The organism is Hymenobacter terrenus (genome assembly GCF_000972495.1).
Taxonomy (GTDB): domain Bacteria; phylum Bacteroidota; class Bacteroidia; order Cytophagales; family Hymenobacteraceae; genus Hymenobacter; species Hymenobacter terrenus.
The window spans coordinates 17,782-44,545 of record NZ_LATM01000034.1; the positions used below are offsets into that span (position 1 = coordinate 17,782).

The 26,764-nt window shown below is 57.9% G+C and carries 28 protein-coding genes; 14 read left to right on the top strand and 14 right to left on the bottom strand.

Translation table 11 applies throughout. The features are described from left to right. Positions 1-5: 5 nt before the first annotated feature. Both WX88_RS23350 and WX88_RS23355 read left to right on the top strand, forming a co-directional pair. Entirely contained in the window at positions 6-2,786 is a 2,781-nt protein-coding gene (locus WX88_RS23350) for a polynucleotide kinase-phosphatase (protein ID WP_046246841.1), read from the top strand. Positions 2,787-2,919: 133 nt separating this feature from the next. Continuing rightward, positions 2,920-3,507, top strand: coding sequence for a transposase (locus tag WX88_RS23355; RefSeq protein WP_046246842.1), 588 nt, complete (start codon positions 2,920-2,922; stop codon positions 3,505-3,507). 35 nt (positions 3,508-3,542) lie between these two features. Here the strand turns inward: WX88_RS23355 and WX88_RS23360 are convergent, their stop codons facing one another. Then, positions 3,543-4,034: a hypothetical protein gene (locus WX88_RS23360; protein ID WP_052733031.1), complete on the bottom strand. Its 492-nt coding sequence runs from the start codon at positions 4,032-4,034 to the stop codon at positions 3,543-3,545. 57 nt (positions 4,035-4,091) lie between these two features. On the opposite strand from WX88_RS23360, the gene WX88_RS31015 reads away from it, so the two are divergent. Next, positions 4,092-4,226, top strand: a complete 135-nt coding sequence (locus WX88_RS31015) for a hypothetical protein (protein WP_197076914.1) — start codon at positions 4,092-4,094, stop codon at positions 4,224-4,226. A 33-nt stretch (positions 4,227-4,259) separates the two neighbouring features. Beyond that, a complete protein-coding gene (locus tag WX88_RS23365; protein ID WP_046246843.1) occupies positions 4,260-5,174 on the top strand; it encodes a hypothetical protein in 915 nt (304 codons plus the stop codon). Positions 5,175-5,195: 21 nt separating this feature from the next. Here WX88_RS23365 and WX88_RS23370 read toward each other — a convergent pair whose 3' ends face one another. From WX88_RS23370 to WX88_RS23395, 6 genes are all read right to left on the bottom strand, one after another. Then, a complete protein-coding gene (locus WX88_RS23370) occupies positions 5,196-5,510 on the bottom strand; it encodes a helix-turn-helix transcriptional regulator (protein WP_046246870.1) in 315 nt (104 codons plus the stop codon). Between the two features lie 20 nt (positions 5,511-5,530). Further along, complete coding sequence (locus WX88_RS23375) at positions 5,531-5,836, bottom strand: type II toxin-antitoxin system RelE/ParE family toxin (protein ID WP_046246844.1); 306 nt, start codon at positions 5,834-5,836, stop codon at positions 5,531-5,533. A 95-nt stretch (positions 5,837-5,931) separates the two neighbouring features. Continuing rightward, positions 5,932-7,623: a M28 family metallopeptidase gene (locus WX88_RS23380; protein ID WP_046246845.1), complete on the bottom strand. Its 1,692-nt coding sequence runs from the start codon at positions 7,621-7,623 to the stop codon at positions 5,932-5,934. Between the two features lie 255 nt (positions 7,624-7,878). Then, positions 7,879-8,421 (bottom strand): DUF4274 domain-containing protein, encoded by a 543-nt coding sequence (locus WX88_RS23385; protein WP_046246846.1) that lies wholly within the window; start codon positions 8,419-8,421, stop codon positions 7,879-7,881. Between the two features lie 381 nt (positions 8,422-8,802). Continuing rightward, positions 8,803-9,861, bottom strand: coding sequence for a DUF6268 family outer membrane beta-barrel protein (locus WX88_RS23390; protein ID WP_231590778.1), 1,059 nt, complete (start codon positions 9,859-9,861; stop codon positions 8,803-8,805). A gap of 87 nt (positions 9,862-9,948) precedes the next feature. Further along, entirely contained in the window at positions 9,949-10,404 is a 456-nt protein-coding gene (locus WX88_RS23395; RefSeq protein ID WP_046246847.1) for a DUF2147 domain-containing protein, read from the bottom strand. A gap of 394 nt (positions 10,405-10,798) precedes the next feature. Between WX88_RS23395 and WX88_RS23400 the strand changes: the two genes are divergently transcribed. Then, entirely contained in the window at positions 10,799-11,560 is a 762-nt protein-coding gene (locus WX88_RS23400) for a nucleotidyltransferase domain-containing protein (protein WP_046246848.1), read from the top strand. A 107-nt stretch (positions 11,561-11,667) separates the two neighbouring features. Then, a complete protein-coding gene (locus tag WX88_RS23405; RefSeq protein ID WP_046246849.1) occupies positions 11,668-12,756 on the top strand; it encodes a nucleotidyltransferase domain-containing protein in 1,089 nt (362 codons plus the stop codon). A 225-nt stretch (positions 12,757-12,981) separates the two neighbouring features. Here the strand turns inward: WX88_RS23405 and WX88_RS23410 are convergent, their stop codons facing one another. Together WX88_RS23410 and WX88_RS23415 are read right to left on the bottom strand one after the other, a co-directional pair. Continuing rightward, positions 12,982-13,620 (bottom strand): hypothetical protein, encoded by a 639-nt coding sequence (locus WX88_RS23410; protein ID WP_046246850.1) that lies wholly within the window; start codon positions 13,618-13,620, stop codon positions 12,982-12,984. Then, positions 13,620-14,468: a metallophosphoesterase family protein gene (locus tag WX88_RS23415; protein WP_082116265.1), complete on the bottom strand. Its 849-nt coding sequence runs from the start codon at positions 14,466-14,468 to the stop codon at positions 13,620-13,622. Before WX88_RS23415 ends, WX88_RS23410 begins: the two co-directional genes overlap by 1 nt. A 1,098-nt stretch (positions 14,469-15,566) precedes the next feature. Here WX88_RS23415 and WX88_RS23420 point away from each other — a divergent pair. From WX88_RS23420 to WX88_RS23440, 5 genes are all read left to right on the top strand, one after another. After that, the gene (locus WX88_RS23420) at positions 15,567-16,529 is read left to right on the top strand and encodes a TIGR01777 family oxidoreductase (protein WP_046246852.1); all 963 of its coding nucleotides are present in this window, start codon (positions 15,567-15,569) and stop codon (positions 16,527-16,529) included. A 16-nt stretch (positions 16,530-16,545) separates the two neighbouring features. After that, positions 16,546-17,091, top strand: coding sequence for a GbsR/MarR family transcriptional regulator (locus WX88_RS23425; RefSeq protein WP_231590779.1), 546 nt, complete (start codon positions 16,546-16,548; stop codon positions 17,089-17,091). Positions 17,092-17,154: 63 nt separating this feature from the next. Then, the gene (locus WX88_RS23430) at positions 17,155-18,249 is read left to right on the top strand and encodes an SRPBCC family protein (protein ID WP_046246853.1); all 1,095 of its coding nucleotides are present in this window, start codon (positions 17,155-17,157) and stop codon (positions 18,247-18,249) included. Further along, positions 18,242-18,982, top strand: a complete 741-nt coding sequence (locus WX88_RS23435) for a class I SAM-dependent methyltransferase (RefSeq protein ID WP_072053090.1) — start codon at positions 18,242-18,244, stop codon at positions 18,980-18,982. The genes WX88_RS23430 and WX88_RS23435 overlap by 8 nt, the downstream gene beginning before the upstream one ends. Before the next feature lie 12 nt (positions 18,983-18,994). After that, positions 18,995-19,978 carry an ADP-ribosylglycohydrolase family protein gene (locus WX88_RS23440; RefSeq protein ID WP_046246855.1) on the top strand — a complete coding sequence of 328 codons (984 nt, stop codon included), beginning with the start codon at positions 18,995-18,997 and terminating at the stop codon, positions 19,976-19,978. A 75-nt stretch (positions 19,979-20,053) separates the two neighbouring features. Here WX88_RS23440 and WX88_RS23445 read toward each other — a convergent pair whose 3' ends face one another. Next, positions 20,054-20,518 (bottom strand): hypothetical protein, encoded by a 465-nt coding sequence (locus WX88_RS23445; protein ID WP_046246856.1) that lies wholly within the window; start codon positions 20,516-20,518, stop codon positions 20,054-20,056. Between the two features lie 360 nt (positions 20,519-20,878). Continuing rightward, positions 20,879-21,082 carry a hypothetical protein gene (locus tag WX88_RS23450; protein ID WP_046246857.1) on the bottom strand — a complete coding sequence of 68 codons (204 nt, stop codon included), beginning with the start codon at positions 21,080-21,082 and terminating at the stop codon, positions 20,879-20,881. 237 nt (positions 21,083-21,319) lie between these two features. Here WX88_RS23450 and WX88_RS30455 point away from each other — a divergent pair, with 237 nt between their 5' ends. Continuing rightward, on the top strand, positions 21,320-21,595 hold the full coding sequence (locus WX88_RS30455) for a hypothetical protein (protein ID WP_156176382.1): 276 nt from the start codon (positions 21,320-21,322) through the stop codon (positions 21,593-21,595). Positions 21,596-21,717: 122 nt separating this feature from the next. Here the strand turns inward: WX88_RS30455 and WX88_RS23455 are convergent, their stop codons facing one another. Both WX88_RS23455 and WX88_RS23460 read right to left on the bottom strand, forming a co-directional pair. Next, positions 21,718-21,933, bottom strand: coding sequence for a hypothetical protein (locus tag WX88_RS23455; protein ID WP_046246858.1), 216 nt, complete (start codon positions 21,931-21,933; stop codon positions 21,718-21,720). Positions 21,934-21,984: 51 nt separating this feature from the next. Next, on the bottom strand, positions 21,985-23,556 hold the full coding sequence (locus WX88_RS23460) for a T9SS type A sorting domain-containing protein (RefSeq protein ID WP_156176383.1): 1,572 nt from the start codon (positions 23,554-23,556) through the stop codon (positions 21,985-21,987). 963 nt (positions 23,557-24,519) lie between these two features. Here WX88_RS23460 and WX88_RS30460 point away from each other — a divergent pair. After that, entirely contained in the window at positions 24,520-24,681 is a 162-nt protein-coding gene (locus tag WX88_RS30460; RefSeq protein WP_156176384.1) for a hypothetical protein, read from the top strand. A gap of 44 nt (positions 24,682-24,725) precedes the next feature. Next, positions 24,726-24,989, top strand: coding sequence for a transposase (locus WX88_RS32200; protein WP_394331760.1), 264 nt, complete (start codon positions 24,726-24,728; stop codon positions 24,987-24,989). Between the two features lie 257 nt (positions 24,990-25,246). On the opposite strand, the gene WX88_RS28245 is transcribed toward WX88_RS32200, so the two are convergent. Then, entirely contained in the window at positions 25,247-25,762 is a 516-nt protein-coding gene (locus WX88_RS28245) for a HEAT repeat domain-containing protein (RefSeq protein ID WP_052733034.1), read from the bottom strand. Positions 25,763-26,764 lie beyond the last annotated feature (1,002 nt).

The following is a 26,764-nucleotide window of genomic DNA, read 5'->3' on the forward strand; positions in this document are numbered from 1 at the left end:
TTCCAATGCCCCAAGATACCCTCAAGGTCCCCGAACTCTCCCTCATCCTCCTCCTCGGCAGCACGGGCGCGGGCAAGTCCACGTTTGCGCGGCGCTTGTTCAAACCCACGGAAATCGTGTCGTCGGATGCCTGCCGGGGCTTGGTGGCCGACGATGAAAACGACCAATCGGCCAGCAAAGACGCTTTTGAGCTGCTGCACTACCTGGTGGCCAAGCGCCTGAAGCGCGGGCTGCTCACCGTGGTCGATGCCACCAACGTGCAGGCCGAAGGCCGCAAGCCCCTCGTGGCCCTGGCCCGCCAATACCACGTGCTGCCCGTGGCCATCGTGCTCGACGTGCCCGAATCGGTGGCCCAGCAGCGCAACGCCCAGCGCCCCGACCGCCGCCACCTGGGCCGGCACGTCATCGCCCGGCACCGCCAGGACCTGCGCCGCAGCCTGCGCAGTCTGAAACAGGAGGGCTTCCGCCACATCCACCACCTGCGCAGCGCGGAGGAAATCGACGCCGTTCAGCACATTCACCGCGACCGCCTCTACAACAACCGCCAGGAGGAAACCGGTCCCTTCGACATCATCGGCGACATCCACGGCTGCTACGAGGAGCTGCGCACGCTGCTGGAGAAACTGGGGTATCAGATTACGGAGGAGCCGATTACGGACGTGCGGGATTTGGGCGTGCGGGTGGTGGCGCCGTTGGCCGTTCAGGCGGGGGCCTCACCCCCTGACCCCCTCTCCGATGGAGAGGGAGCACCGGTCCTGCGCGGTCAAGAATCGTCTGGCTCCCCCTTCTCCACCGGAGAAGGGGGCCGGGGGGATGAGGCCCCCACCCGAACGACCCGCAAAGCCATCTTCCTCGGCGACCTCGTAGACCGCGGCCCCGCCTCCCCGCAAGTTCTGCGCCTCGTGATGAGCATGGTGCGCGACGGCAGCGCCCTCTGCGTGCCCGGCAACCACGACATCAAGCTCCTGCGCCACCTCAACGGCAAAAACGTCACCATCAATCACGGCTTGGCCGAAACCCTGGCCCAGCTCGAACCCGAGCCCGAAGCCTTCAAAAGCGAGGTGCGCCGCTTCCTCGACGGCCTGGTGAGCCACTACGTGCTCGACGGCGGCAAGCTGGTGGTGGCCCACGCCGGTCTCACCGAGGAGATGCAGGGGCGCGGCTCGGGCGCCGTGCGGGCCTTCGCGCTGTTTGGCGAAAGCACCGGCGAGATTGACGAATTCGGCCTGCCCGTGCGCTACGAATGGGCCCGCGAGTACCGGGGCCGCGCCATGGTCGCCTTCGGCCACACGCCCGTGCCCGATGCCGAATGGCTCAACAACACCATCGACCTCGACACCGGCTGCGTGTTCGGTGGCCGCCTCACCGCCCTGCGCTACCCCGAGCGCGAGCTCGTGGCAGTGCCCGCCGCGCAGGTTTACTGCGAGCCCGTGCGCCCGCTCAATTACCGCGCCCTCCAACGGCAAGCCGCTCGCCAAAACGAACCGAAAACCAGTACCGAGCAACCAGAAGCCAACCTTTCGGCCCAGCACCAGCAGGACGACCTGCTCGACATCCGCGACGTCACCGGCAAGCAGTTCATCGAAACCCGGCTGATGCGCGGCGTCACCATCCGCGAAGACAACGCCGTGGCCGCCCTGGAGGTGATGTCGCGCTTCGCCCTGCACCCCAAGTGGCTGCTGTACCTGCCGCCCACCATGTCGCCCACCGAAACTTCGGCCCTGCCCGACCTGCTCGAACACCCCGCCGAAGCCTTCGACTACTACAAGCGCCTCGGCGTGGAGCGCGTGGTGTGTGAAGAAAAGCACATGGGCAGCCGTGTGGTCGTGGTGCTGGGCCGCGATGAAGCCGCCATCCAGCGCCGCCTCGGCCTCGTGGGCGAGGGCATCGGCAAGTGCTACACCCGCACCGGCCGCAACTTCTTCACCGACGCCGCCCTCGAAACCGCCTTCCTCGCCCGCCTGCGCGACGCCCTGAGCACGGCCGGTTTCTGGGAGAAATTCGACACCGACTGGGTTTGCCTCGATGCCGAGCTGCTGCCCTGGTCGGCCAAAGCCCAGGAGCTGGTCAAAAACCAGTACGCCGCCGTGGCCGCTGCCGCCCTCGCCGCGCTGCCCCAGGTCGAAGCCGTCCTCACCGAAGCCGCCGCCCGCAACCTCGACGGCGCCGAAGCCCTGCTGGCCCGCACCACCGCCCGCCACCAGGCCGCCGCCCACTACGCCGACGCCTACCGCCGCTACTGCTGGCCCGTGCACTCCCTCGACGACCTCAAGCTGGCGCCCTTTCATTTATTAGCCACCGAAGGCAAGACCTATTTCGACCGCGACCACGCCTGGCACATGGAAACCCTGCGCACCCTTGCCCAGGCCGACCCTGTTCTGCTCCGCGCCACGCCCTACCGCGTCGTCCCCCTCCACGACCTTGCCGAAGTAGAAGCCGCTATCCAGTGGTGGACCGACTTGACGGCTGCAGGGGGAGAAGGCATGGTGGTAAAGCCCTACGATTTCGTGCCCGAAGGCCGGGGCGGCCTGCTCCAGCCCGCCCTCAAGTGCCGCGGCCGCGAGTACCTGCGCATCATCTACGGCCCCGACTACCTGCTCCCCGGCAACCTCGACCGCCTCCGCCAGCGCAACGTGAAAGCCAAGCGCAACCTCGCCCTGCGCGAGTTCGCCCTCGGCGTCGAAGGCATCGAACGCTTCGTGGCCGGCCAGCCCCTGCGCCGCGTGCACCAGTGCGTCTTCGGCGTATTAGCGCTGGAAAGCGAGGCGGTGGACCCGCGGTTGTAGAAATCAGAGCGATTGTAGAGACGCGACACTTCGCGTCTCCTCGTTGAACGACCCGGTATAGAATTACTCTGTACCTTCCCAAATCATCGTTCAAGCGCCGAGACGCGAAGTGTCGCGTCTCTACATTCCCACCATGCAGGAACCGCCACTTTACCAGGATAAATACCGGATTCCATCTACCCGCTTGCCGGGCTATGACTACGGGCAGACAGGTATGTATTTCATTACCATTTGCACCAAAAACCGGCAGCCTTACTTTGGAAACATTGAGGTGCCAGATAGTGATTGGAACGCAGCTTCTTTACAGCCAACTGCACTAGGTAAAAAGGCTGCCGAATGTTGGGTTGCTATTCCGCATTTCGCTCCATTTGTGCAGCTGGACGCTTTTGTGCTAATGCCCGACCATCTGCACGGGGTCTTACTTTTTGATAAGAACAGTTCTAGCGGCCATAACGAGGAGACGCGAAGTGTCGCGTCTCTACACGCATACGAAAACCGATTTGGTCCTCAAGCGCAGAATCTAGCATCGGTACTGCGGGGATTCAAATCGGCGGTAACAACTTATGCGCGCTATCACGAAATCGAATTTCAATGGCAGGCTCGTTTTCATGAAAGGATAGTGCGAAGCCAAAACGAGCTGAAACGCATCCAGACGTATATTTTGACCAATCCTAGCCGCTGGGAGGCGGAAAACGATAACGGCGAAGGTTTGTATCGATAACATGTAGAGACGCGGCACTTCGCGTCTCCTCGTTGCTAATCTTCCGCACCCTCATCAAAATCCACCCTCGTAATGCTAATATAGTTTCCAAATATCGTGTCTTCCAGATCTGCTACTATAACTCTTCTAGCAATTTCAAAGTCTACTACAGTTACACTTACATCCATTTTCCCAAAGCCGTATCCGTGACCATCTAATGCTCCTAATCCAGTATATCCAACCAAATAGTCAAGGTGGTCGCCCAACCGATGGAGCTTTTTTAGTTTGTTAGCAGTCATATTCTCAGCCTCGTACTCAATGACGAGAATATCTTCTGCTACAGCTTCTGCAAATCCGCTCTCCCGTTTCTCGTTGATCCTCTCTTGAATCAGCGCTTCGAACTCTGATTTATTTTTTGCTCTTATAGTTTCCTTCGAGCCTTTTTCACCGACAATTCCCCAGTTGATGAACCCGCTTTTAGAGTTTTTATTCCAGGTTTGCCAATAGTGTAGAATATGGTCCTCCTTTTTGTAGAGTTTGAGCAACATTGTTTGGCCAGGTTTTATGAATTATTCTTTTTGTAAAAGAGTAGAACTACGAATGTCTTGATTCAGCAACTCCGCGCTGAAGTGGAAACTTACGTTCAGAGCCTTCTTGATGGCCAGCTCCTGCGCCGGTTACATCAATGCGTCTTCGGCGTGCTCGCGCTGGAAAGCGAGGCGGTGGACCCGCGTCTGTAGTACAATAATTAGCTGATTTATAATTTATAAACCATGAAAAGATTGTACCTCTGGATATTGTTGCTTTTTATAGGTCTCACTTCCCATGCCCAGAAGGTTAGGGAAATTTATATCAAAGACTTGCTTGTCATTCAAGAAAAGTATGGCTCAGATTCAGTAGGTGTATTGATACACGATACCCCTATTTGGCTAGTAAATCAGCGGGTAGCGTTAGAACTCCTAAATCGGGCTCCTGACAAGTTTGCGCAAAGTAGTTGGGGGCGTCGCTATTTGCAGAATATGGGCAAGGCTATTCAAACACCTGAATTAGCCCAAGTGCTTGAACAAGTAATGGATAAAGACATTACAGACGCAGAGCAGGTGAATTCAGAGCGCATATTTGTATTGGGCGCAGATGAGGACCTCATGTTGGCATATTTACATCAAGAAGCTGCGAATGCGGAAGCTGTCTTTGAAAGGCAATTAGAGCGCTACTCGTCAGTTAAGCGCAAACTATTAGCAATGCCCCGAGTTAGCTTTTTCAAACGGTTTTTTAAGGGCGACCCATTATTACGGACTGAAAAATCGGTTGATGAGACAATCTACAAAATTCTTTTAGTGCTGAATAAACTGGATGCGGCTAAATATTCTCAACAGCAGCTTGATGAACAGCGTATCTTATTAGACCCTTGGTACACAGTTAATAACTTAAAGCATTTTCCGGATGATAGAAAGTATAGCTATAAATCCGAACGTATGCTCTTTGAAAAAAATTTAGTTGATGGTCTGGTAATTCCCAAACAATGCGTAAGCGAGAACTATGCCGCTTGTGCAATTACAAAAATAGTTGAGTCAGAGCAACATTATTTTGTTGAAGAATCATGCCTATGTGGTCGAGGAAATACTTACTTGGTAAGAGTAGATGGAGAAGCTGTTGACCTAACCTATGTAAATGGTTGGATTAGCTGATAGCGAGTTTTAATCGAATTGCTATTGAATTACTGGCAAGCTCTGATTCAGTAGCTCCACGCTGAAATTGACCTTCGCATTCAGCGCCTTAAATACCTTCATCACCGTTTCAAAACGCGCATCGGTCAGGCTGTTTTCCAGCTTAGAAATCTGGGCTTTTTGCACGCCCACCAAGTCCCCAAGCTGCTGCTGGGTAAGGTTGCGTTGCAGGCGGGCTTCTTTGATGGCTTTGCCCAGCAAATCAAGGCGTAGCTCTTCCTCAAAGGCATCGCGCTTGGGCGTACCAATGGGGCCGACGTGTTCATCAATAACTTCGTCTAGCGAATAAAACTTCATTTTATCGTCAGCTTTCATGGTTATTTAATTTTCTGTTCAAAATAGATTTTACGAATTCGTTCGGCTTTTTCGAGGTCGGCTTGCGGCGTTTTACCAGTCTTTTTGATGATGCCGTGTGTAGTCAAAACCAGTGTATCAATCGGGCCTGACTTATCCCAGAAAGCAAAAATTCGATAGAGAGTCCGGTTAAACAGGGTTCTGAACTCCCATATGTCATCGGTAAGCTTCTTGAAAAGCTCATTATCATTGACAAGCTGTGCTTTGCGGATGTTGTACAGAATTTTCTCCCGGTCCTTTTCATCCAGTAGCCGGAGAAAGGCACGCACTTCGTCGGAAAGCTGAACCTGAAACTTTTCTTCACAAGCTACAACTTTATCAAAGGTAAAGTTTCTTAATTAGGAAACTGAGTAATGCTTATTCCCTACTTCCCCGCCATCTTATCCCTCGCGCCCTTAAACTCCGAGTCTTCGCGCCACTTCGGAAACGTGGTTTCGCTGGCTAGGCGCTGGCCGACGCGGAAGTAGAGCTGCGCATCTTCGGCCACGCCGGTGAGGTCCCAGGTGGGGTCCAGCTGGTCGGCGGGCTTGTGGTACATGTTGGTGGTGTAGTTCTGGCGCTTTTCGGCGATGTAGGCCTTGCCCTGGGTGCGGTGCTCGAAGCCGCCGCTGGCGTAGAGCGAGGGCACGCCGACATGGGCAAAGTTGAAGTGGTCGGAGCGGTAGAACATGCCGGTTTCGGGCGTTTGGTCGGGGAGAACGTACCGGTCCTGCTCCTTGGCGGCGGCGCGGGCGTAGTCTTCCAACTCCGACTGCCCGTAGCCGATGACGGTGAGGTCCTTCATGCGGCCGTAGGGCCAGAGCATATCCATATTGAGGTCGGCCACCGTTTTGGCCAGCGGAAACACCGGGTGCTGGGCGTAGTAGGCCGAGCCCAGCAGGCCCTGCTCTTCGCCCGTCACGGCCAGAAACACGATGCTGCGGTCGGGCTTTTCCCGGGCCGTCTGGAAGGCTTTGGCAATGCTGAGCAGGGCGGCCAGGCCGGTGCCGTCGTCCACGGCGCCGTTGTAGATGGAGTCGCCGGCAATGGCTTTGCCCACGCCGAAATGGTCCCAGTGGGCTGAGTAGATAATGTATTCACTGGCGCGGGTAGTACCGGGCAGCACGGCCAGCACGTTTTTGGACGTCTGGCGGCGCAGCTTGTTTTGCAGGCTGGTGCTCATGCTGAGGCCCAGGGCCCGGGGCCGGAAGCCGCGCTGATTGGCCGCCGCGTAAAGGGCCTCGTATTTTTGGCCGGCGGCGGTGAAGAGGCGTTTGGCGGCGTCGAGCGTGAGCCAGCCTTCCATGGCGCACTTGCTGGCGCCGCGGTCGGGCGTTTGGGCGCGCAGCTTGGGGCCCACGGCGCCGCTTAGCACCACGCTCCAGGGGTAGGCGGCTGGCTTGGTGTCGTGCACGATGAGAATGCCGGCGGCGCCGTGGCGGGCGGCTTCCTCGTATTTGTAGTTCCAACGGCCGTAGTAGGTCATGGCGCGGCCCTTAAAAAGGGTAGAGTCCTGGCTAGCGTTGCCGGGGTCATTCACCAGCACCACCACGGTTTTGCCCTTCACATCGAGGTCGGCGTAGTCGTCCCAGCCGTATTCGGGCGCCACCACGCCGTGGCCGGCAAATACCAGCGGCGAATTGGTAACCGCCACGCTGGGCTGCTCGCGCTGCGTAAACACCACGTAATCGGTCTTGTACTGCAAGCTCAGCTTCTGGCCCTTGCCCGTAATCTGCATCGTCGGAGCGGGCGTGACGCTGATTTCCACCAGTGGCACCGACTGGAAGTAGTTGCCGCTGGGCCCCGGCTGCAAACCCAGCTGCTTAAACTGGGCCGCGAGGTAGGTCGTGATGCGCTCTTCACCCACCGTAAACGGCTTGCGCCCCTGCATCTCATCCGCGGACACTGCTTGGAGGTAATTCCCTAACTCTCCCGCCTGAATAGCGCCTGGTGAGGACGAGGAGCCTTTCGCAGCATCCGCAACAGCCGTGGTCTTGGAAGTAGAATTGGATTGGCAGCTGAAGAGGGATAGGGCCAATACCCCAGCTGGCAACAGCCGTGACGTGAAGGAACGCATAGAAATAGCGAGAAGATGAGTAATTGAGCTAGTTGCCGGAGCCGCTCTAACTGGCTCAAGGTACTCGACATTCGTTAATGTCCAACTCGCGCCATTTCCCCTTAATAGGCGTGGTTGCTCGCCGCTCAATCAATCCGTTTTGAAAATTGGCCGCTATGGCAAGCCAGAACCTTATCTGTTAGTAGCTCAGTCACCCCAGTCCCGCAGTTCCTTCGGAGCATTCGGGCTCTGTAAATGAGATGGTTGCCGCTCGCCTCACTCGTCGTAGTATTCGTCTCTGAGGGCCTCCAGCTGCTGGTAGAGGGGCTCGGGTAAGCCTTCGGTGAAGCCAACGGGTGGCTCTACGATTTCGCCGCTGAGCTTTTGAAACAGCAAAGGTGGAATCTCCCGCACGGCGGGCTTATCGGCGTATTCCCTGGTCCAGTCATAGCCGTTGGAGTCGTGCGCCGGGTCGAAGGAAAATTGGCTATTGGTGAAATAGCCGGCGCAGTACCGCTGTTCCAGCGCCTCACTGAAATCGAAGGATTTGAGTGAAATAAACACGGATCTGGAAGCCTGGGCAGCGGCACGGTCCGCCACCTGCTTGAACCAGCGGGGGCCGCCCATCCAGTACATCATGAGGGCCGTGGCACGGTCGGTAGAAGGGTTGTTTAGCAGCCATTCGAAGAAGTATAAGCCACTGTCCCAGTTCCAGTCCATGACCATCTGGTGCCAGATGCGCGGGGATGCGGAAGCCGCATATTCCAGCACAAGAGCATCACATTTGGCCTCAAACTCCTCTTCGGTCAGGTCTTCCATTATTGCGGATAAAAAGCGGAAATACGGCGCCCGCGCATTGGGCAAGCAGCCGCAAAATCAGTAAAAATTTCGATAAATATCCCTTCCTCTTGTAGGTAACTATTACAGCCTGTAGCGGGGCTAGCGGTTTCGATAACCTGGTCGCATTAGCCCGAAGCGAGATGCTGAACGCTCGGTATAGCCCGTGCCCGACTACGCCGTTTGGCATCTCCTGCAAGGTCCGCTCAACGCGTCTATCCATACGGGGCCGCATCAGCTCCACAGTCACGTAGATGCCGATTTTGAACGAGCTTTATTCCTGTACAGTAAAATTTTGATGCAAAAAAGGAGCTTCCAGCCAGGAAGCTCCTTTCTGTCGTGAGTATAAAGCCGACGGCCGAATTATGGGCTTACCAGATTTAGGCTGACATTAAAGTAAAGCGGGTTGGTCAGCTCGTTTTTGAATAAGGACGGCTCCGACCCCAGCAGACTTTCTTTTTTGCCGGTGGGATTTTGATTGCGGAAGGCATCGTTGCGGTAGTTGTAGCGTAAGCCCGCCTGGGCCGATACCCAGATAAAACCTGTCAGCTGCTGCTCATAAGTGAAGCGGGGCTTTAGTTCGCCGCGCCGCAGGTACACGTCATCGGCCCCCACTTTGCCCAGGTAATAGGTATTGCCCTCCAACTCGTAGCCGAATTTGAGAAGCGCGGTAGTGCCGAAGTTGCGGCGCAGCTCGGCGCGGGCCGGGAACACCACTTCGCAGCCCCACTTGGGCGAGAAGGTGCGGTTGTAGAGCAGCACCGGAATGTAGAGCAATTGGCCTGCGCGGTAGGTGCGGGTCAGGCCCAGGCCCCACTGCAGGTTGTCGTTGGGCTTCCAGCCGAAGATGCCGGTGCCGCTGTAGGTCAGCTGCTTGCCCGAAATATCATCAAAACCGCGGTAGTTTCCGTTAAGGTCGGCGTTTGCCTGAACCAGCAGAAAGTGCTTGTTGTCGAAGGGCTTGAAGACGGTGCCGTTCAGGCCGGTGGTACGCAGCCCGTCGTTCAGCCGGTTGAAGTAGGGGGAGCGCCCGGGGTTGTCCAGGCGGAGACTGGTGTTCCAGTACGTAAGGCCCAGGTTGAAAACGAAGTTGTTACGCGAAATAAGCGGGGCGTTGAAGGCCAGCCGGATACCGCGGGCACTGCTGATGCGGGTCTCGGCCGTGGTGGTACCGGGGGTGGGGCCCGTCGACGTTAGGTCATACGGCAGTTGAACCTCGTAGCCCACCGAAATCAGCTTGGTGGGTGAGATATAGAGCACCTTTTGCGTATTGTAGGTGCCGCCGCCGGCCGATGCATCGCCGAATTCATCGAAGTTTTCGTCGGTGGCTGGCGTAGCGGTGCGGGTCGTGTCGGTGACTTGCGCCACGGCGGGCGCGGCCGTAAGTAGCCAGCCAGCCAGTACTAAGTAGGAGTATTTCATGCAGTGAGCACTAAAGATAAAATGGCCTGAAAATAAATTATCCCGAGCCGCGGTCTGCGGCTCGGGAAATAGTTACGGGGAGCGGGGTTATTTCTTAACCTGACGCTTCCACACATCGGTCCGGCCAAAGAGCGACACCCCGATAAAGCCCCGAACTTCCAGAGTGTTAGGGTCGGTCAGTGTCATTTCGCAACTGTAGTCATTGCCGTTCTTAGGGTCATAAATTTTACCATTTCCCCACTTGCTGTCACCGGTATAGGTGAAGTCGCGCATGTTGACGAGGCCCTTGAGTGGCGTTTTACGCTTGCTTTCGTCGGGGTTGTTCACGTCGGTACGGGGCGTGCCATCGGGGTTGTTGGGGACTTTCAGCCACACCAAGCGCCCAAAGTATTTGTCACCCTGCTTAAAAATCTGAATCATGCCGGTGCCCTCCCCGTTTTTCCATACCCCCAGGGCTGCGTCGGGGTCGCCGGCGGCCATGGCCGTAAAAGTTGTCAGCACAAGGCCGAGGAGCAGGGCGAATCCGAAAAAACGTTTGGTCATGGTGGGGTGGGTTTAAATGAATTGTAGAAAATGTTAAAAGCAAATGTAACCGGCTCCTCTAAGAATTCCGATAGCCAAATGATGCATGCCGCATATTATTCATTGAGGTGGGTAAAGACCGTTGCCATAAGCATAGTACAAGAGCAATGCCAGCTTTGGAGAAGCCAGATTAAGCGGCGGTTGGCCGATGGTGAAGGCTAGGGTGCATCAAGCTTAGGCAAAAACAATTTTATTCAGTCCCAACTCGAGAACGGTGGCCAAAAACGGCAGGGATGCTGAGGCATTGCGCAGCCCAATGCTCTTGAAAAGAGGCGAGCCCGGGAAAACAGGTCTATGCTGCTGTTCGTGCTACTTTCGCCGGGCCGCCTAGAGCCATTGCTCCTGTGCTTACTTTATGCTTATCCGCATCCAAACCGCTCTCAACCAACTCGAAGCCACGCACGGCATTCGCATCCTCTACGCCTGCGAGTCGGGCAGCCGGGCCTGGGGCTTTCCCTCACCTGATTCCGACTACGACGTGCGCTTCATCTACTGCCACCGTCCCGACTGGTACCTGACGTTGGACGAAGGCCCCGACACGCTCAATTTTCCCGTGGACGACGAGCTGGACCTGGCCGGCTGGGAGCTGCGCAAAGCCCTGCGCCTGCTGCGCGGCTCCAACGCCGCCTTGTTTGAGTGGCTGCAATCGCCGGTGGTGTACCAGGAGGCGCCGGATTTCCGGGCTCGGTTGGCCCCGTTCTTGCCCGCCGCCTTCAACCTGAAAGCTGGCTTGCACCACTACCTTGGCCAGCTCCGGCGCGGCGTGGAAGAAGATTTGGCGGGGGAGGAGGTCCGGCTGAAAAGGCTTTTCTATGCCCTGCGCTCAGCCCTGGCCGCCCGCTGGATTCGTGTGCGTAGTACCCTGCCCCCGATGGAATTCACACCGTTGCGGGAGGTGCTGCCCACCACGCTGGCAGCGGCGGTAGATGGCTTGCTAGCCCGCAAAGCCACTGCCAATGAAAAAACCATGGTGCTCGTACCTCCGGCGCTGGTAGCGTTTCTGCGGGAAGAATTCGTGGCGGGCCAACTGGCCCGGGAAACCTTGCTGGCACCACGAGCCGGCACCGTGGCAGCAGACCTGGATACCTTATTTCGGGCGTTATTGGCCGAATCATAGGCAAGTAGCTACGGCTTCGCATGCCGGTCGCACTAGTTGCGCTGTTCTTTTAAGACTACTATCTAGCATCCAATAACGTACAAAGCTGAAGCTTCGCGCTACCGCCCATGCTCACTATTGCCGACCTGCGCCGCCAGAACCTTATTCTCTTCGAAGCCATCAGCGGCAGCCGGGCCTACGGGACCAATCTGCCGCATTCCGACACCGACCTCAAAGGTGTATTCATCCTGCCGAAAGACTACTTCTTTGGCCTTGGCTACGTGCCACAGGTGGCTAATGAAACCAACGATGAGGTATTCTATGAGCTGCGTCGCTTCGTGGAATTATTGTTGAAAAACAACCCCACCGTACTGGAATTACTGGGCACGCCAGCTGACTGCATTATCCACCAACATCCGCTGTTCGAGCAGTTCCAAGCCACGGATTTCCTCTCGAAGCTTTGCCGCCAAAGCTTTGCCGAATACGCCGTGGCGCAAATTCGCAAAGCCAAGGGCCTGAACAAGAAAATTAACCACCCGGAGCCCCCGGCCCGCAAATCGGTGCTGGACTTTTGCTACGTGACGGTAGGGGCGGGTGCCCAGCCAATTGCGGCCTGGCTGGCCCGCAACGGCTACGAAGCACCGCAGTGCGGCCTGACCAACGTGCCGCATCTCACCGATTTGTACGCGCTGTTTGTGGATGTCACGCCCGAGCGTCGCCACGGCTACCGCGGCCTCGTGCGCGACCCCGAAACCTCGCAGGACGTCCTGCTTTCCGCCGTGCCGAAAGGGGAGGAGCCCGTGGCCTATCTGTCCTTCAACCGCAACGGCTACAGCACCTATTGTCGCGCGTTTCGGGAGTACTGGGAGTGGGTGGAAAAGCGCAATGCCGAGCGCTACCAGAACACTGTGCAGCACGGCAAAAACTACGACGCCAAAAATATGCTGCACGTCTTCCGCCTGCTACAAATGGCCGAGGAAATTGCCGAAACCGGCCACTTACACGTGCGCCGCCCCAACCGCGAATTTCTCCTGCAAATCCGGCGCGGCGAATTCGAATACGAGGAGCTGGTAGCTGAAGCCGAGCAGCTGGTGGAACGGGTAGAAACAGCTTTTGCGGCTTCCAACCTGCCCGCCACCCCGAATAAAGAGGCAGGTGAGGAACTTCTGCGTCAGGTGCGACAAGCGTTCTATAGTAGTAGCTCAGCGCATTCCTAAATTAGCCCAGCGCATTACTGCCGAAGGCTGAACACTTCTCAGATATACTTTAAAACAAGACGGAGTTGCAGCGCGTGCAGCGTGTCCGGTCATGGCCCATAACGGCAAAATGGTGGGTTTTCACATCGTCGTGCCCAGCCGCCGCAAGGCGCCACGTTAGTAGTAGGCCGAGCACTGAAAAGCACGTTTTGGGAAGCCAGGAGCTGTTCTGAACTACTGGGGACATCACAGATCCAGCTTGACCCCTATTCCCAGCGTAGCCACATCGAGCAGCGACAGTGCCCTCGGATTGCTCCACCAGCTGACCAGGTATAATTCGTTGGAGCCAAACTCGTAGTAAACCGAAGCTTGTCGGCGGGGGTGAGTGGGCCGACGAGAAGGCAGTGCGTAGGCAATACGTCCCCCCATAAAGACTCCCAAGCGGAAGTGCGCCGACCACCAGTAGTAGCCAGCAGGGTACTTGTCGTCCCAGGTGGCATTCAGTCCCCGGCTGGCGGTATAGTTGACGAAGCCCCCGAGCGCCAGCGGACGCACGGCCCAGCCGTGGTGTCCGAGTGGAACCGTCCAGGGCATGTAAGTGGCTTTAGCGGTGAAAATACCCATGGCGGTGATGCTGTATTTGCGGGGCACATAGCCCGCCAGCAGGTCCAGTTCCAGTCGGTTGCGATTCAGCCCGTACCCGGCGCCGATCGTGGCCAGGCCTTGCCCCCCTGCGAACTGACCCACCACGTGGTGCGGCACATACCAAGGACGGTGCGGTAACGTGTCGGACGGTGCGGGAAAAGCCGATTGGGCCACCGCGGCGTGGGGCCCCACGCTCAGGGCACAGCCTAGCAGTACCCAGCAAGAGAGGGAATAACGCATCAGTACCGCACGGTATTAAGTCGAAAGCCCTTCGTGCCCCAGATGGTGAGCACCACATACTGGCGCTTTTCGAAGCTGTACGAATCGATAAAGGGCAGATTCAGTTCGTACGGCTGGGAGATGCCAAAGCTGTGGCGGTGGCCGTTGAGTGCAAACACCAATTTGGGAGCGTCTCCCAGCGCCTGCACGTAGGGGACCTCAAGCTGCCGGTCAAAATCATTGTCCATGGGGGGCACGTGGCTCATCACGACCTGCCGCTGGACTTCTGCCGAATCGGCCAGTTGGGCGCGCACCCAGTCCACATCGGGCACGCGGCCGTTGAAGCCATATTCCCGGCCGTTGGTATCGACGCAGATGAAGCGCGTGCCGGCATAGGTAAAGCTGTAGTTAAGCGGGCCGTACACCTGCTGGTAAGCCTTGCGGCCGTTGGCTACCAGGTCGTGGTTGCCGATGACAGTCAGGTAGGGCACGTTCAGGTCCTTGAGTCGGTCGTGTACCCAGCGCATTTCGCGCACCAGCCCGAAATCGGAAATATCCCCCCCCACGGCCACAAAGGCCACGTTTGGCTGCTGGTTAACACTCTCCACAAATGCCTCTGCCTCGTCGTAGAAGCGCTGTGAGTCGCTGATGAACACGAACCGCAGGCTGTCGTCGCCCCAGGGATTGGGGCGGGCTTGCAGGGCCGTCAGGTTCTTGCTGGTTAAGTCACGGTACGCTTCCGGCGTGCGTATTTCGTTGGGACTAAACTCGAACAGGTCGCAACCCGTCAATAAGACTGTGGCGGCTATAGAGGCGGACCAGCCAAACCACCGGGCCAGCACCGCTTGCATCGGATAAGCGTATCTCATAACCAAGATAGAGCAGGTGCGTGAAGAATTGCGCACACAGGGGCTGCCGTAAAGGCTGCTTGGGAGCGCTGAGTAAAAGTTGAATCAAGTGCAGTTCCACCAGTTCGGTAGCTGAAAGCCGAATGGTGAATTGCCGCTTTACCCAAAGCACCCCCTCCATAAAATCGAAGATGGGCCAGCCCAAAGTCAGGCTGGGGTGTTTCCGTCGGCGGGTTGCCTGCCGCACATGACGGGAGCAGGTGCTGCCAAGTAGTATTTTTCATAGGAGCGAACGGTGAAAGAGTGGAGGTGCGTACTAAGCAGCTGATAATGGAAAAGTTGCCAGTGAATAGAACAGCAACGCAAGGCGCGGTAAGCAGACAGGAGTCATTAGCGAAGGAAGTAGGCCCGAACAGGGTTGATACCAGGTTAACTATCCTTCGACCAGGGAATACATGGTGCGAAGAACTACCTGCATCCTGGTTGGCTCCCAGCAAAAAAGAGTGAAGCGCTGCCCCAAGTCCATGAAGCGTCGAATAAAGGCAGTGAACCAACGGCAAGGTGAAGGGGATGGTTACTTGAGGCATTGCGCACACTTCCATGGACTAGATGTGGGCCCGCACAACCTGACTGGCCGGCGTCGGAGCCCCCCGGAGCGCCCGGGGACGTATTGAGGATGCTTTGCGTGGCGACGACCCAGGGCCACGGTAGCCCCCGGCAGGATTGTTCCATCGATGCCACGCACAAGGCCGCTAAGGGCGTGCCGTGTCTGCCCCCGCCCTGTGGAGGACCAGCACCCCCCATAGGGTGCCGATGATAGCGGCCCAGTAATTTGCTATTCATAACTGCTGGCATGTGTATTTGCTTCGTAGACGTGAAATCATCTATAATACCTTACACAATAGAAAAATGCCGGGCGCTCAATCACTGGCAGTGCTCTAACTGAGCATAATAATTCAAGCAATAGCATAGCCTTTACTTACTATGCAGAATGCCCAGTCATAAAATAAATGTATCACAAGTTTCAATAATTATTGAAACTTGTGATACATTTGACCCAGCTAATGGGAACAAGCCGGAACAGGCCGGCCTGCTGTCACCCAAATAGGGCAGGAGTGTATGAGCAAGCCAAAAATTGTCATCGCTGGCGGCAACGGGTTTCTGGGTAGCCGCCTCAACCGGCATTTCACTCAGTTGGGCTACCGGGTGGTCATCATTAGCCGGGGCACTGTGGCGGGGCCTGATAACCTTCGCTGGGACGCTAGCACGCTGGGCCCCTGGACTACAGAGCTGGATGGTGCCGACATCCTCATCAATATGGCCGGCCGCACCGTCGATTGCCGCTATAGTAAAGCCAATAAGCGTGAAATAATTGCCAGCCGCGTAGATAGCACCCACGTGCTGGGCCAAGCTGTGGCGGCCTGCGCCAAGCCGCCGAAAGTGTGGCTCAACTCATCTACGGCCACCATTTACACGGATACTCCAGGCGACCAGCCGGCCAATACCGAAGCCGCGGGTGTTATTGGGGACGGCTTTTCGGTGGGAGTGGCGACGGCCTGGGAAGAAGCGTTTGCCGCCTGCGCGACGCCCGGCACGCGCCAGGTCGCGCTGCGCACGTCCATCGTACTGGGCCGGGACGGCGGAGCTTTTCCGGTGATGGCGAAGCTGGCCAAGCTTGGGCTGTGCACGCCCCAGGGCAATGGGCGGCAGTGGGTGAGCTGGCTGCACGTAGAGGATTTTTGCCGCATCGTGGAGTTTCTGGCTACGAAAACCGACGAAGCTGGCGCCTTCAACGTGTGCGCCCCGCACCCGCTGCCGAATAAGGAGTTCAACGCGCTGCTCGGCCGCCAGCTGCGCCCGCTTCTCCGGTTGCCCCAGCCGGAATGGCTGCTCGAAATCGGAGCTTTTCTTCTGCGGACGGAAACCGAATTAATCCTCAAAANCGGAGCTTTTCTTCTGCGGACGGAAACCGAATTAATCCTCAAAAGCCGCAAAGTGTACCCGCAGCGCCTGCTAGAGCTGGGTTTTGAGTTCCAATACCCGACCTGTGAGCAGGCAGTGGCAAACCTACTCAGTGCCTAATCCAAGCTACTTTCTCGTGAATCCGACCGATAATAATACTAATACTACGCCCGCGTTGACGCTGGCCGAGGCCAAAGCCCAGTTCATTCACACCTGGGGCGTGTCTGGCGCGAGCTGGGGCGTGAGCAAAACTCTGGCCCAGGTGCACGCGCTGCTGCTGGTGAGCCCCGGCGCCCTAAGCACCGAAGACCTCATGGAGCAGCTGAAAATATCGCGCGGCAATGCCAGCATGACCGTGCGCGACCTGCTCGATTGGGGCCTGATTTACAAAGAGCTGCGGCCCGGTGAGCGCCGTGAGTATTTCGTGGCCGAAAAGGATATGCTGCAAGTCACGCGCTGCATCATCCGCGCCCGTAAGCGCCGGGAGCTCGACCAGATGAAACGCAGCCTCGACCAGTTGGCCAACCTGCCCGGCGACCCGGCCGATGCCGAGTACCGTGCCTTCCACACGGCCCTCACCGACATCCAGCAGCTGGCCAACGTGTCGGAAAAATTGCTCAACCGGCTCATGCAGGCCGAAAAAAGCTGGTTCTGGGACAAGTTCATGAAGCTGTTTATGTAGCAGTTGCCCGGCGGTCGGCTCGGCCGTTCTTTTTATTGTGCAGGTACTTTATCAACCTTACTCATGGAGCCTTTTCCGCAGCATCCCGCCTCGGACGACCCGACGCCCCGCCCCACAGCCTCTCTGCCACCCGAAGAACCGGCCCCCGGCCCGATAGAACGCCTTTCCGCCTGGGAGGAGCTGCGCCGCAGCCCCGGGGCATGCGCGGTGCTGGCCATTGTGGGGACCGGGGCGCTGGGTTGCGGGCTGATGTGGCTGTCGGTGGGCGTTTATCAATCGTACGGGGCAGTAGTCTTTTGCTTGTCGCCGGGCATCAGCAGCTTCTTTGCGGTCATCCTGCACCAGTGGGCGCGGCCGGCGGCGGGCCGGCGCATTTGGCCCGTTGCCGGGACGGTGGTCGGCGTGATGGCCGTGCTAATGTCGATGGCCATGCTGCTTGGCTCCGCAGGTGAAGGCCTTATCTGTCTGCTGATGGCCCTGCCATTTGCCATTGTTATCGCTCTGATTGGGGCCGCCTTGGGGCAGGTGCTGGTGAGTGTAGTTGGCCCGGCCCGGCCCTTGCCCATGCTCACGATGGTGCTGCTGCTGTATCCGGCCGCCCAGGAATACGAGGTGCGCAACCCCGCGCCGGTGGTGCCGCGGCTCATCACCACGCAGCTCACCGTGAATGCGCCGCCCGCGGCCGTGTGGGCGGCGCTGCTGCGGCCGGTGGAGTATCCGGCGGCCACGGGCTGGTTTCGGGCCGGGGTGGTGTATCCCACCCGCACGGCTTTCGCGCTGGACAGCGCTACGGGGCGCCACACCCTCGTGTGCAAGTATTCGCAGGGAACGGCTCGCCTGCCGGTGGTGGGCTGGGAGCCGGGCCGCTCGCTCACCTTTGCCGTGCCCGCGCTCGATATGCCGGCTCCCATGCGGGAGCTGAGCCCCTACCCCCAGATTCACGCGCCGCACTTGCACGGCTATTTTGAGGTCGATAGCGGTACGTTCCGGCTGCGGCCCCTGCCGGGCGGCCGCACGCTGCTGGAGGCCCGCACCGTGTACCGCCACTCCATTGGCCCTCGCGCTTACTGGGAGCTATGGTCTGATTACCTGCTCGATGCCATGCACGCTCGCGTGCTGGCCACCATCAAAGCAAAAGCCGAGAATACCCATGAGTAGCCCGGTCGTAGTCTCCCCAGTTCCGGTCCGTTATCGGCCGGCCCAGGTGCGGGCGTTATTTGATAAAATGGCCGAAACTTACGGCTGGTCCCGGTGGCTGTCAGGGGGCCAACTCGGGCGCTGGCGGCACCAGTTGGCCCACGCCCTGCGCCAGCCCATCACCGGCCCTGCCCACGTAGTCGATTTGATGGCGGGTGGGGCCGACCTCTGGCCGGCCCTCCATCACCGCTTCGGCGCCGGGCTGCACGTTACGGCCGTCGACTTTTCGGCGCCCATGCTGGCTCGCGCCGCAGCCCTTGCAGCAGGCTCCCAACTCGCATTGTACCAAGCCAATGCCCTGGCTACGGCGCTCCCGGCCGGGCAGGCTACGGCCGTCACCTGCGCCTTCGGTCTGAAGACATTGCGACCGGCCGAGTACCCGGCTCTGGCGGCCGAGGCCGCCCGTCTCTTGCGTCCCGGCGGCGAAGTGGCGCTGGTAGAGTTTGTGCTGCCCGACTCTGGCTGGCGTCGGCAGGTGATGCTGCACTACCTGGCCCTGCTCGTTCCCTGCCTGGGCTGGTTGCAGCCGACGGCCAATGTCCACGCCGAACTAGCCCGGTACGCCAGCGTCGGCCCCGATTTCTCGGCCCTGCGGCAGGCTCTGGAACAAGCGGGCTTCACCCAGGTGCGGCAGCGGAGACTATGGCCGGGCTACGCCGTGCTGCTAACGGCTGTGGCAAAGCCGGCTAATTAGTACGTTTGCGCCATGACCAAGCCACAGTCCTTTGTTTCTGCATCCCGGGCTGCCCTGTTAGGTGTAGCGGTCGGCGATGCCCTGGGCGTCCCCGTTGAGTTCGAAAGCCGCCAGGTCCGGGCTGCCGACCCCGTCACCGGCATGCGGGCTTATGGCACGCACCGCCAGCCCGCCGGAACATGGTCGGATGATTCCTCACTGACCTTCTGCTTGGCCGAAACCCTCGCCCGCCGCGATGGACTATCAGTCTCACCGGACTTAGCTGATTTTGGCCGTCGCTGCATCAATTGGTTGGATAATGGGTATTGGACCGCGACCGGCGAAACCTTTGACGTGGGAGGCGCCACGCACACTGCCATCAACAAGCTGAGACGCGGTGTAGCACCTGAACTGGCCGGGCCGCGCTCGGAGTTTGATAATGGTAACGAGGCCCTAATGCGGATTTTACCCCTGGTTTTTCATCAAACCTGGCAGGTGGAGGCGCTGGACCTGAATGCCGCTTGGGCCTTGACGAGCGCCGTGGCGACGGTAACGCATGGGCATCCCCGGTCCACGCTGGGGTGCTTCTTCTACCTGTTGATGGCGCGTCAGCTTGTGCGTGGCGAGGCTCCCATGGTCGCCTATGAGCAGTCGGCGGCGCTGGTCAATTCCTGGTTGCATAAACAAGCCAGTGAGCTTGTTTTCCACGAAATACCTCATTATAACGCGGTGTTAAGAGGAGATTTACCTGCTTTATCGGAGCAGCAAATAAGCTCTTCCGGCTACGTGGTACACACCCTGGAAGCCGCTCTGTGGTGCTTGTTGCGGCACGATACCTATCCCGCCACGGTGTTAGCCGCCGTAAACCTGGGTGAGGATACCGATACTACCGCTGCCGTAGCTGGCGGCTTGGCTGGTCTGGCTTATGGCGAAGCCAGCATCCCGGCCGCCTGGCTGACCGTACTGGCGCGACGCACCGACATAGAAGTGCTGGCGCAGCGCCTGACCACGCGGTAGCGCTTGTTGCTTGCAGCCGATAAACCCGCGTTGCAGCTAACGCAAGCAGGAGTTATGGGCTAACGACACCCACAATTACCGCAGCGGCACCAGTTTCACCCCCGTGTAGAGCCTGGGATTATTTACGGAGGCAATGGGCTCGACGCTCAGCCGCTTATCGTACCGGCTGACGTTGGCCAACCGGAGCAGCGTGGCGTAGTCAGGCGTAAGGCCGTGCCTGGTTTTGATGAAGAAGCTGTTGACGCGCAGGGTGGTAGGATCGTAGCTAACGGCCAGGGCCATCGTGTCGCGCCAGTAGGTATAGAGGGCTTCGGTAGAGCCTGAAGGCAGGGTGCGGGGCGTCAGGTCATGGTCGGGCCGAATGGATTGACCGGTTAAAGGCTGGGCAATCTGGTCGGCGTTCATGCCCACCAGCGCGGGCACGTCGAACGCCTTGCTGACGTTCAGGGCCTTGGTCAGGCCCGGCGTTTCGATGGCGGGTTGGTCGGTAGTGGCGCAGCCCAGTAGCAGGGCCAGCGGCAGGAGATAGATGTAGCGCATCAGTAGCTAAGTAAAGGTAGAATTATCCCTTTACGGCGCCGCCGCAGAAGCGGCGAAACTTTAGTTTCCTAAGCGCCCTATTTGGCGAAATATTCCTCTCCGTTCCGGAAGCTATCGGCAAGACCTTCCATCGGCGGTAATTGGCGTGGTCGGGAGAACCTCCCGCGACTCCTACGTGGCCCCATTCGGTGCTGCTGATAAAAAGAGGGCTGGCCCGCGCAGAGAAGAAGCTCGTCATCCATTATATTACCCAAGCTGAGCGAACCAGACCAATTAAACAGCTGGTTCTACCCACTGCTCCGGTGAGTTGAGTGCCGCTCAAGCTGCGAAAAAGCCCCAGTGATTGCTAGCAGATGGGCGCTATTGTTTCGCCCACCGCTCCGTAAACTGCTGCTTGCTATAATACATCCACAACTTGGAGACGGGGTTGACGATAACCACCTCGGCCGGGCGCTCGTCATCGGCGTCCGTCATGCCCACCTCCAATTCGTACTCTTTGCCGTGGCGGAACCCGGCAAAACCATCCATGCCGCGAAACGTGTATTTCCTTTTCTGAAACTCCATGCGGCAAAGGTAGGAGAGGAGTGAAAGACGTTCTCCTAAATGGTCACAATCATGAAACGAGCCTTTACTTGCATCGGAGTCCGACTTCCTTGTTGCACTGCCCACCTTTTCTTATGTTTCGCGCCACGTACGCTCAAAAAACCGCGGTTAAACTCTATTACGCGGCTAAAACGCCCGCTGAGGTGGCGCAAATGCTCCTGGAAGAAGGACCTGGAAGAAGGAGCTCCCCCCGAACAAGTGGACGCGTTAGCCCGCGCCTACTATGACGATTACCAGACGGTTCGACTAGCCGCGGCACGCGCCCAGCGGAAACGGGCGGACCTGTTCCTCGCCGTCGGCGCTGTGCTGGTGGCAGCAAGCGTGTTCCTTTCCTGTATGACCTACCTGATGAGTGACAACGAAGAAGGGTTGTTTGTGGGATTTTATGGATTGCTGGGCCTGGGGCTGTTTGCGCTCCTGAAAGGTACCGTAGACAAGCACCGAGCGAAAACGGAATTGCAACGGGTTCCCTGATTGGGTCACTAGGGCGTAAGGCCAGTGGCTAAATTATACCCTCGATTATCTATACGTTAGGCAAATTGGTGTAAACGCGACCATTTCGTTCATTCAAACGGTCGAAAAAGCGAAACAAGCCGTTATCGCACACTCGGAATTAACGCCTGCAACGCTTGGCTTGCGGCCAGGGCCTGTGCCCGGTCCGGGTCGGGCCCCGCACATGCTTGCTGCTCGGCCGGGGCGTAAAAGCGTACGACCCGGATGGCCTGTTTGTCGAGCAGGTAAAACACGTGCTCGTCCCCGTCGTCGACCATGCAGCCCCCCAGCGCATCGGGCCGGTCGTCGTCGCCGAGCACCGCCCAAAACCGGGCGGGGTGCAGCTGCTGCCAGGCTCAGTAGGCCCGGCGCTATCTGGTCAGCACAACACGGGCCTGTAGGGGCTTTCGGGCACCAGCTACCCGCAGCACGTACACGCCAGTCTTAACACTTTCGGGTAATAATAATCGAAAGTCCTGCTGCGCGGCAGAGGGCTGCACGGCTTTGCTTAGTACCGTTCGGCCCTGGGCATCGAGTAGCTCCACTTGTAGTTGCTGCCCTGCTCCACCGGCCACGGTTACCATGAGACCATCCGAAACCTGCGTCGGATTGGGCGCCACCCATAGCTGTATATCTACGGGAGGAGTGGCCGTAACCAGCGCTACGTGGCTGTAATGGCTTGCCCCGTCAGTGTCAAGTTGCCGAAGGCGATAGTATAGAGGTGTATTGGCAAGGGCCGAGGCATCCGAAAAAGCATAGGTGCGGGGCATGGACGTGGTACCAGCCGCAGCCACGGTGCTCAGCAGCTCAAAATCGACTCCATTGAAAGAGCGCTGCACTTCAAATTTGTTGGAATTTAGCTCTGTGGCTGTACTCCAGTTTAGCTGAACATTGGGGCCCCTACGCCGCGCCGTGAAATTTGTAAGCTGCACTGGCAGCGGTATGTTGCGCACGTTAGAATGAAAGACATTGACCTGTTTGGTGGCTGCATTGTAGGATGAGCTGTCTGCACCCGTCACCCGAATATTGGTGATAGCACCGGGCGAGTCAACCAATAGGGTCAGGTTCTGGAAGCGAATATTGGCCCCCACCCTGGAGTAGTTCAGGTCTACGGTCAGGGTCTTACCGCTTAGACTTTCAGACTTAACTACTTCTTTGCTCACGCGGCGGTACTCTTCTAATTCGCGCAAGGTCGTGACCCACAACCGGTCTTTGGCAATGGATTGGGTGTAATTCATCCAATCGCGCAGCACGTTAAAATTTATGCCGTGCGCAAAAACCCGTTGCACGTATACGTCCGAAGCCGAGCTTCCGCTGGCCATTAGCGCGTCGCTGAGGTCCTTCAATCGGGCCAACCACGCCTTGGATGATTCACCACTGATGACATCGGCGTTGTAGCGCCGAAACACAAAGGGCGTGGTAGGAGACGGCAGCGAACTCAGTAGCACGCGATTATTGTTGTGTGGGTTTACCATCGGCAAGTTGTCGCCCTGACTGGCGCTGGACACTGCCACGTAACCGGCTTTGAAGGCTGCCTTTGGGTAGCCCGGAAAGTTAGTGGGCACAATGTGTACGGCAGGCTTGTACTCCTTCAGCCGGTTGGCTATCAAACGGTCCAGCGCGGCCAACTGCTGGGCGGGTTTGGTGGCGGTGTGCAGGTAAGAGTGGTTTTCAATATCCCAGCCGTGGTTGAGCAGATGTTGCGCCTCCGCCCAAACCAGCTTGCTGGGGTCATGCTCAGGACCGGGGTCCAGCCACACCGAATTATTGAAGGTGTTGCGGCCATTGATTGCTACGGCCCCCACGTAGGCTCGGGCGTTGCCACAGCCATCGGTATAACGCAAACCGGGCAAGACTTGTCCGTTGCTGGCAGTACCCCCATGAAATAACGGGAATACCTCCGTAAAAATGGCCCGGGGCGAATCGTCTTCTTCAAAATTCAAAACCCGCGTCTTGTTGTATAAGGTAGGGGCTAGCCGCGTCGTTGCAGAAAAGGGCGCCGCAGCAAAGGTGATGGTCACACGCACACTGCCACCCGAGGCGAACCGCGCAGCACTGTCTGCAGGTTGGGGGGTATTAACAGAGTGAGAAACTGACTGGAGCGAGGTTTGAGCTGGAACGACCGGGTGAACCAAAAACACCAATTGGCTGGCGAGCGTCAACAGAGGAAGAAAGCAGCAGGTCAAGCACACGGACTGTTAAAGTATAATTTCATGGAAAGAAAGGAAGTTCACTATGTGAGCAATAAGTTCATCAACTAGTTAGATTTATACTATTTATGGGTAACAGGCAGTAATGTGTTTGAGTTCGGTTTACATTTTCAGCTGATCATCTTTGTTTTTATGAGGGGTTCACTACTATGATTCGAGACCAGTCGCAGAATCCTGCTAGTAGAGTGTGAACCATTATCGTATCCAGTCAAGAAGTGCTAATAAGTAGGTCATTGCGAGAAAGACGCTGGCCGTTTGCTCGTAGCAAGTAGAACGTGTTGCGGCCGCCTGCCAGCAGCCCGGCCACATCATCGGGGCGGTGGCGGCGCAGTTGAACGTGTCGGTTTCCTTCGTCGAGAAGCTCTTGCAGCGCCAGCGTCGGAGCGGTTCGCTGGCGCCTCTGCCCGTGCGCGGCGGGCCTGACCCGTGTCTGGACGCGTCCGCCCGCGCCGACTTGGGGGCCTGCCTGCGCCAGCAGCCCGAGGCCACCCTGGACGAGTTGCGCGTGTGGGCGGCCTCGGGCTGGGCGGACCCACCGTGAGCCTAGCCACGATGGGGCGGGCCGTGCAGGCGCTGGACTGGCGGCGAAAAATAAAGAGCGTCCACGCCGCCGAACGCGATACCGAGCGGGTGAGGGTCTTGCGAAATTATTCATTTAGTCTCTGAAAAACAGAAAGTTAATATATTTTTAAGTTCATGGACGAGACGAGCACGAACCTGACCTATTGCCGGCGCTACGCCTGGGCCGAAGGCGGCCAGCGGGCTCACCAGGCCACGCCCCTGTATAGCGGGCCCAACGTCACGCTGGTGGCCGCCCTCACCTCGCAGGGGCTGCAAGCGGCAAACACCTGTCCGTGAGCGGCGTCGTCAACGGACAGGTGTTTGCCGTTTACCTCCAGCAGGTGCTCGGCCCGACGCTGGTGCCCGACGACGTGGTTGTCCTCGACAACCTACCGGCCCATAACGCGGTCGGCCTGGTCGCACTCGTCGAAGCGCGTGGCGCCTGCCTGCTGTACTTGCCGCCCTACTCGCCCGATTTTAACCCCATCGAAAAGCGTGTCAAGCATTTGGGACGCCTTCAGCAAGCGCAACACCTGGCTGCGTACGGCGCAGGCGCACCCGCGAGGCCCTGGAAACCGTCATCCAGGCCGCCACCGAGTGGATAACGGAACGCGACGCCAAAAATTGGTTTGACCATTATGGATACCACGTACACTGACTGCGAAACCGCTCTAAGCGGGTGTTTTTGCTGCGTTTTTTTGAGCATACGTGGCGCGAAGCATGAGAAAAGAGGGCAGTGCAACAAGGAAGTCGGACTCCGATGCAAGTAAAGGCCCGATTGTCTATCGTTAGGCAGATTGGTGCAAACGCGACCATTTCGTTCATTCAAACGGTCGGACGAGCAAAGGCGGGTGCCGTGGTGCTATTCTTCTAGATAAGCAAGAAACCCACCAACGGTTTGCTGGATCTGCTCTTGCCACACCTCGTACTCGGGGCATTGCTCGGGGTGTTGTTGCACGTCCTCCCACTTTGCTTGGATGGTGTACAGGTCATTGGCATTAAAATCAAATGCTTGGCTATCAAGGACACTCATCGCGCCCATTTTAACTTCCTGGTTGCCGTAGAAAAGCAAGTCAAAGAGCGGGACCAACTGTTGCGAACAATCCAAGGTGTGCAGGGCGTATACCAAGGTCCCGCGATGGTTTTCGTTCTCCTTTTTGAAGATGGCTTGCAGCAGGGGCGCGAGGGCTCGGTTGTCCGCCAAGTCACGCAAGGCAATGGCGGCGCTGTTCCGCAACTGCACATCCGTGCCCGTCAGGAAGGAAACCAGAAAGGCCAGTACTTCCTCGCCTCCCCGATTGACGAGTGCATCCAAAGCAGGCGCGGCGATGGCCCGATCGCAGGAGACAAAGTTTGCTTTCAGGGAGGCTATATCCATGACTGTTTGGGTGCGCTGGACAAGAAATACGAGTGCTTTACTTTAATGGTGGGTTCTGCAAGAGCAACGAGCCTTTCACTGGATGCCCAATCAATCCTTGTAGTGCGCTTCGCTGGTCGGTACGTTTGGCTAGAGGTACTTGTCGCGCAGGGTACAGTAATGATGGGGGTCGAATTCCATAACCATGCACCCCTGGGTTTCACTTCGCCGCGTTTGGCTTGTTTGGTCAATTTCGGGTTCGCCACGAGGCCGTAAACGATGAGAATCATGCGGTCTCGGTGGTTACCGACGCAGGCCGGAGCCGGTCCGGACGTAAGGGCAGGGCTGCGCCCGACGTTGCGTTTCCGCGGCCCCTGCGGCCGGCTAAAGGCGCCAGAAGCGGCCGTGTCCTTCACGGCTTCCGCGCTCGTGGCGGGCGCGGATTGCGCCATGCCTGCATAGGACCTGAACAGCAATCCACCGCTGAGTAAAAGCATTTTCATACCGGTAAAGTAACTTTATTTGAGGGCGCAAATCCCTTGTTTGACTAAATTGGTGCCGGCCGCTCATCGGGTGGCGCGGCTACTCCAAGAGGGGGCGCAAGAGAGCCACAAGAAGAAGCTACAGGTTTCTAACAAGTAAGCCCTAAAATGCGTGAAGGAAAACGGTCCGAAGGTAATCAGGGCAATTCAGTTTAAAGAGGGTTAGTTTGTCCAGACGGACAGTACCGCAGACTACATAAATGCCGCCGGTGCCCATTCGGCGGTCCTGGCTTAGCGTTTCCACGTAATAGCACGCCGATCCATCGGGCAGCAGGCAAGCGGCCGAGTGAACACGTACCTAGTGGCGTTGTTTTCGAATGTGCCAGCCGCCCGCTGGCGCAAGGCCCGCAGTTCCGGGGAGGCGTTGGGGGGCACCAGGCAGGCCGCGTCTACCCCGGCCAGAAAGGCCGCGCGCAAATTTGCTTTAGCCTATCAACTAAGTAGTCAGGCAAAAGTAATGCGGTAGTCTGTGGTGCCGATT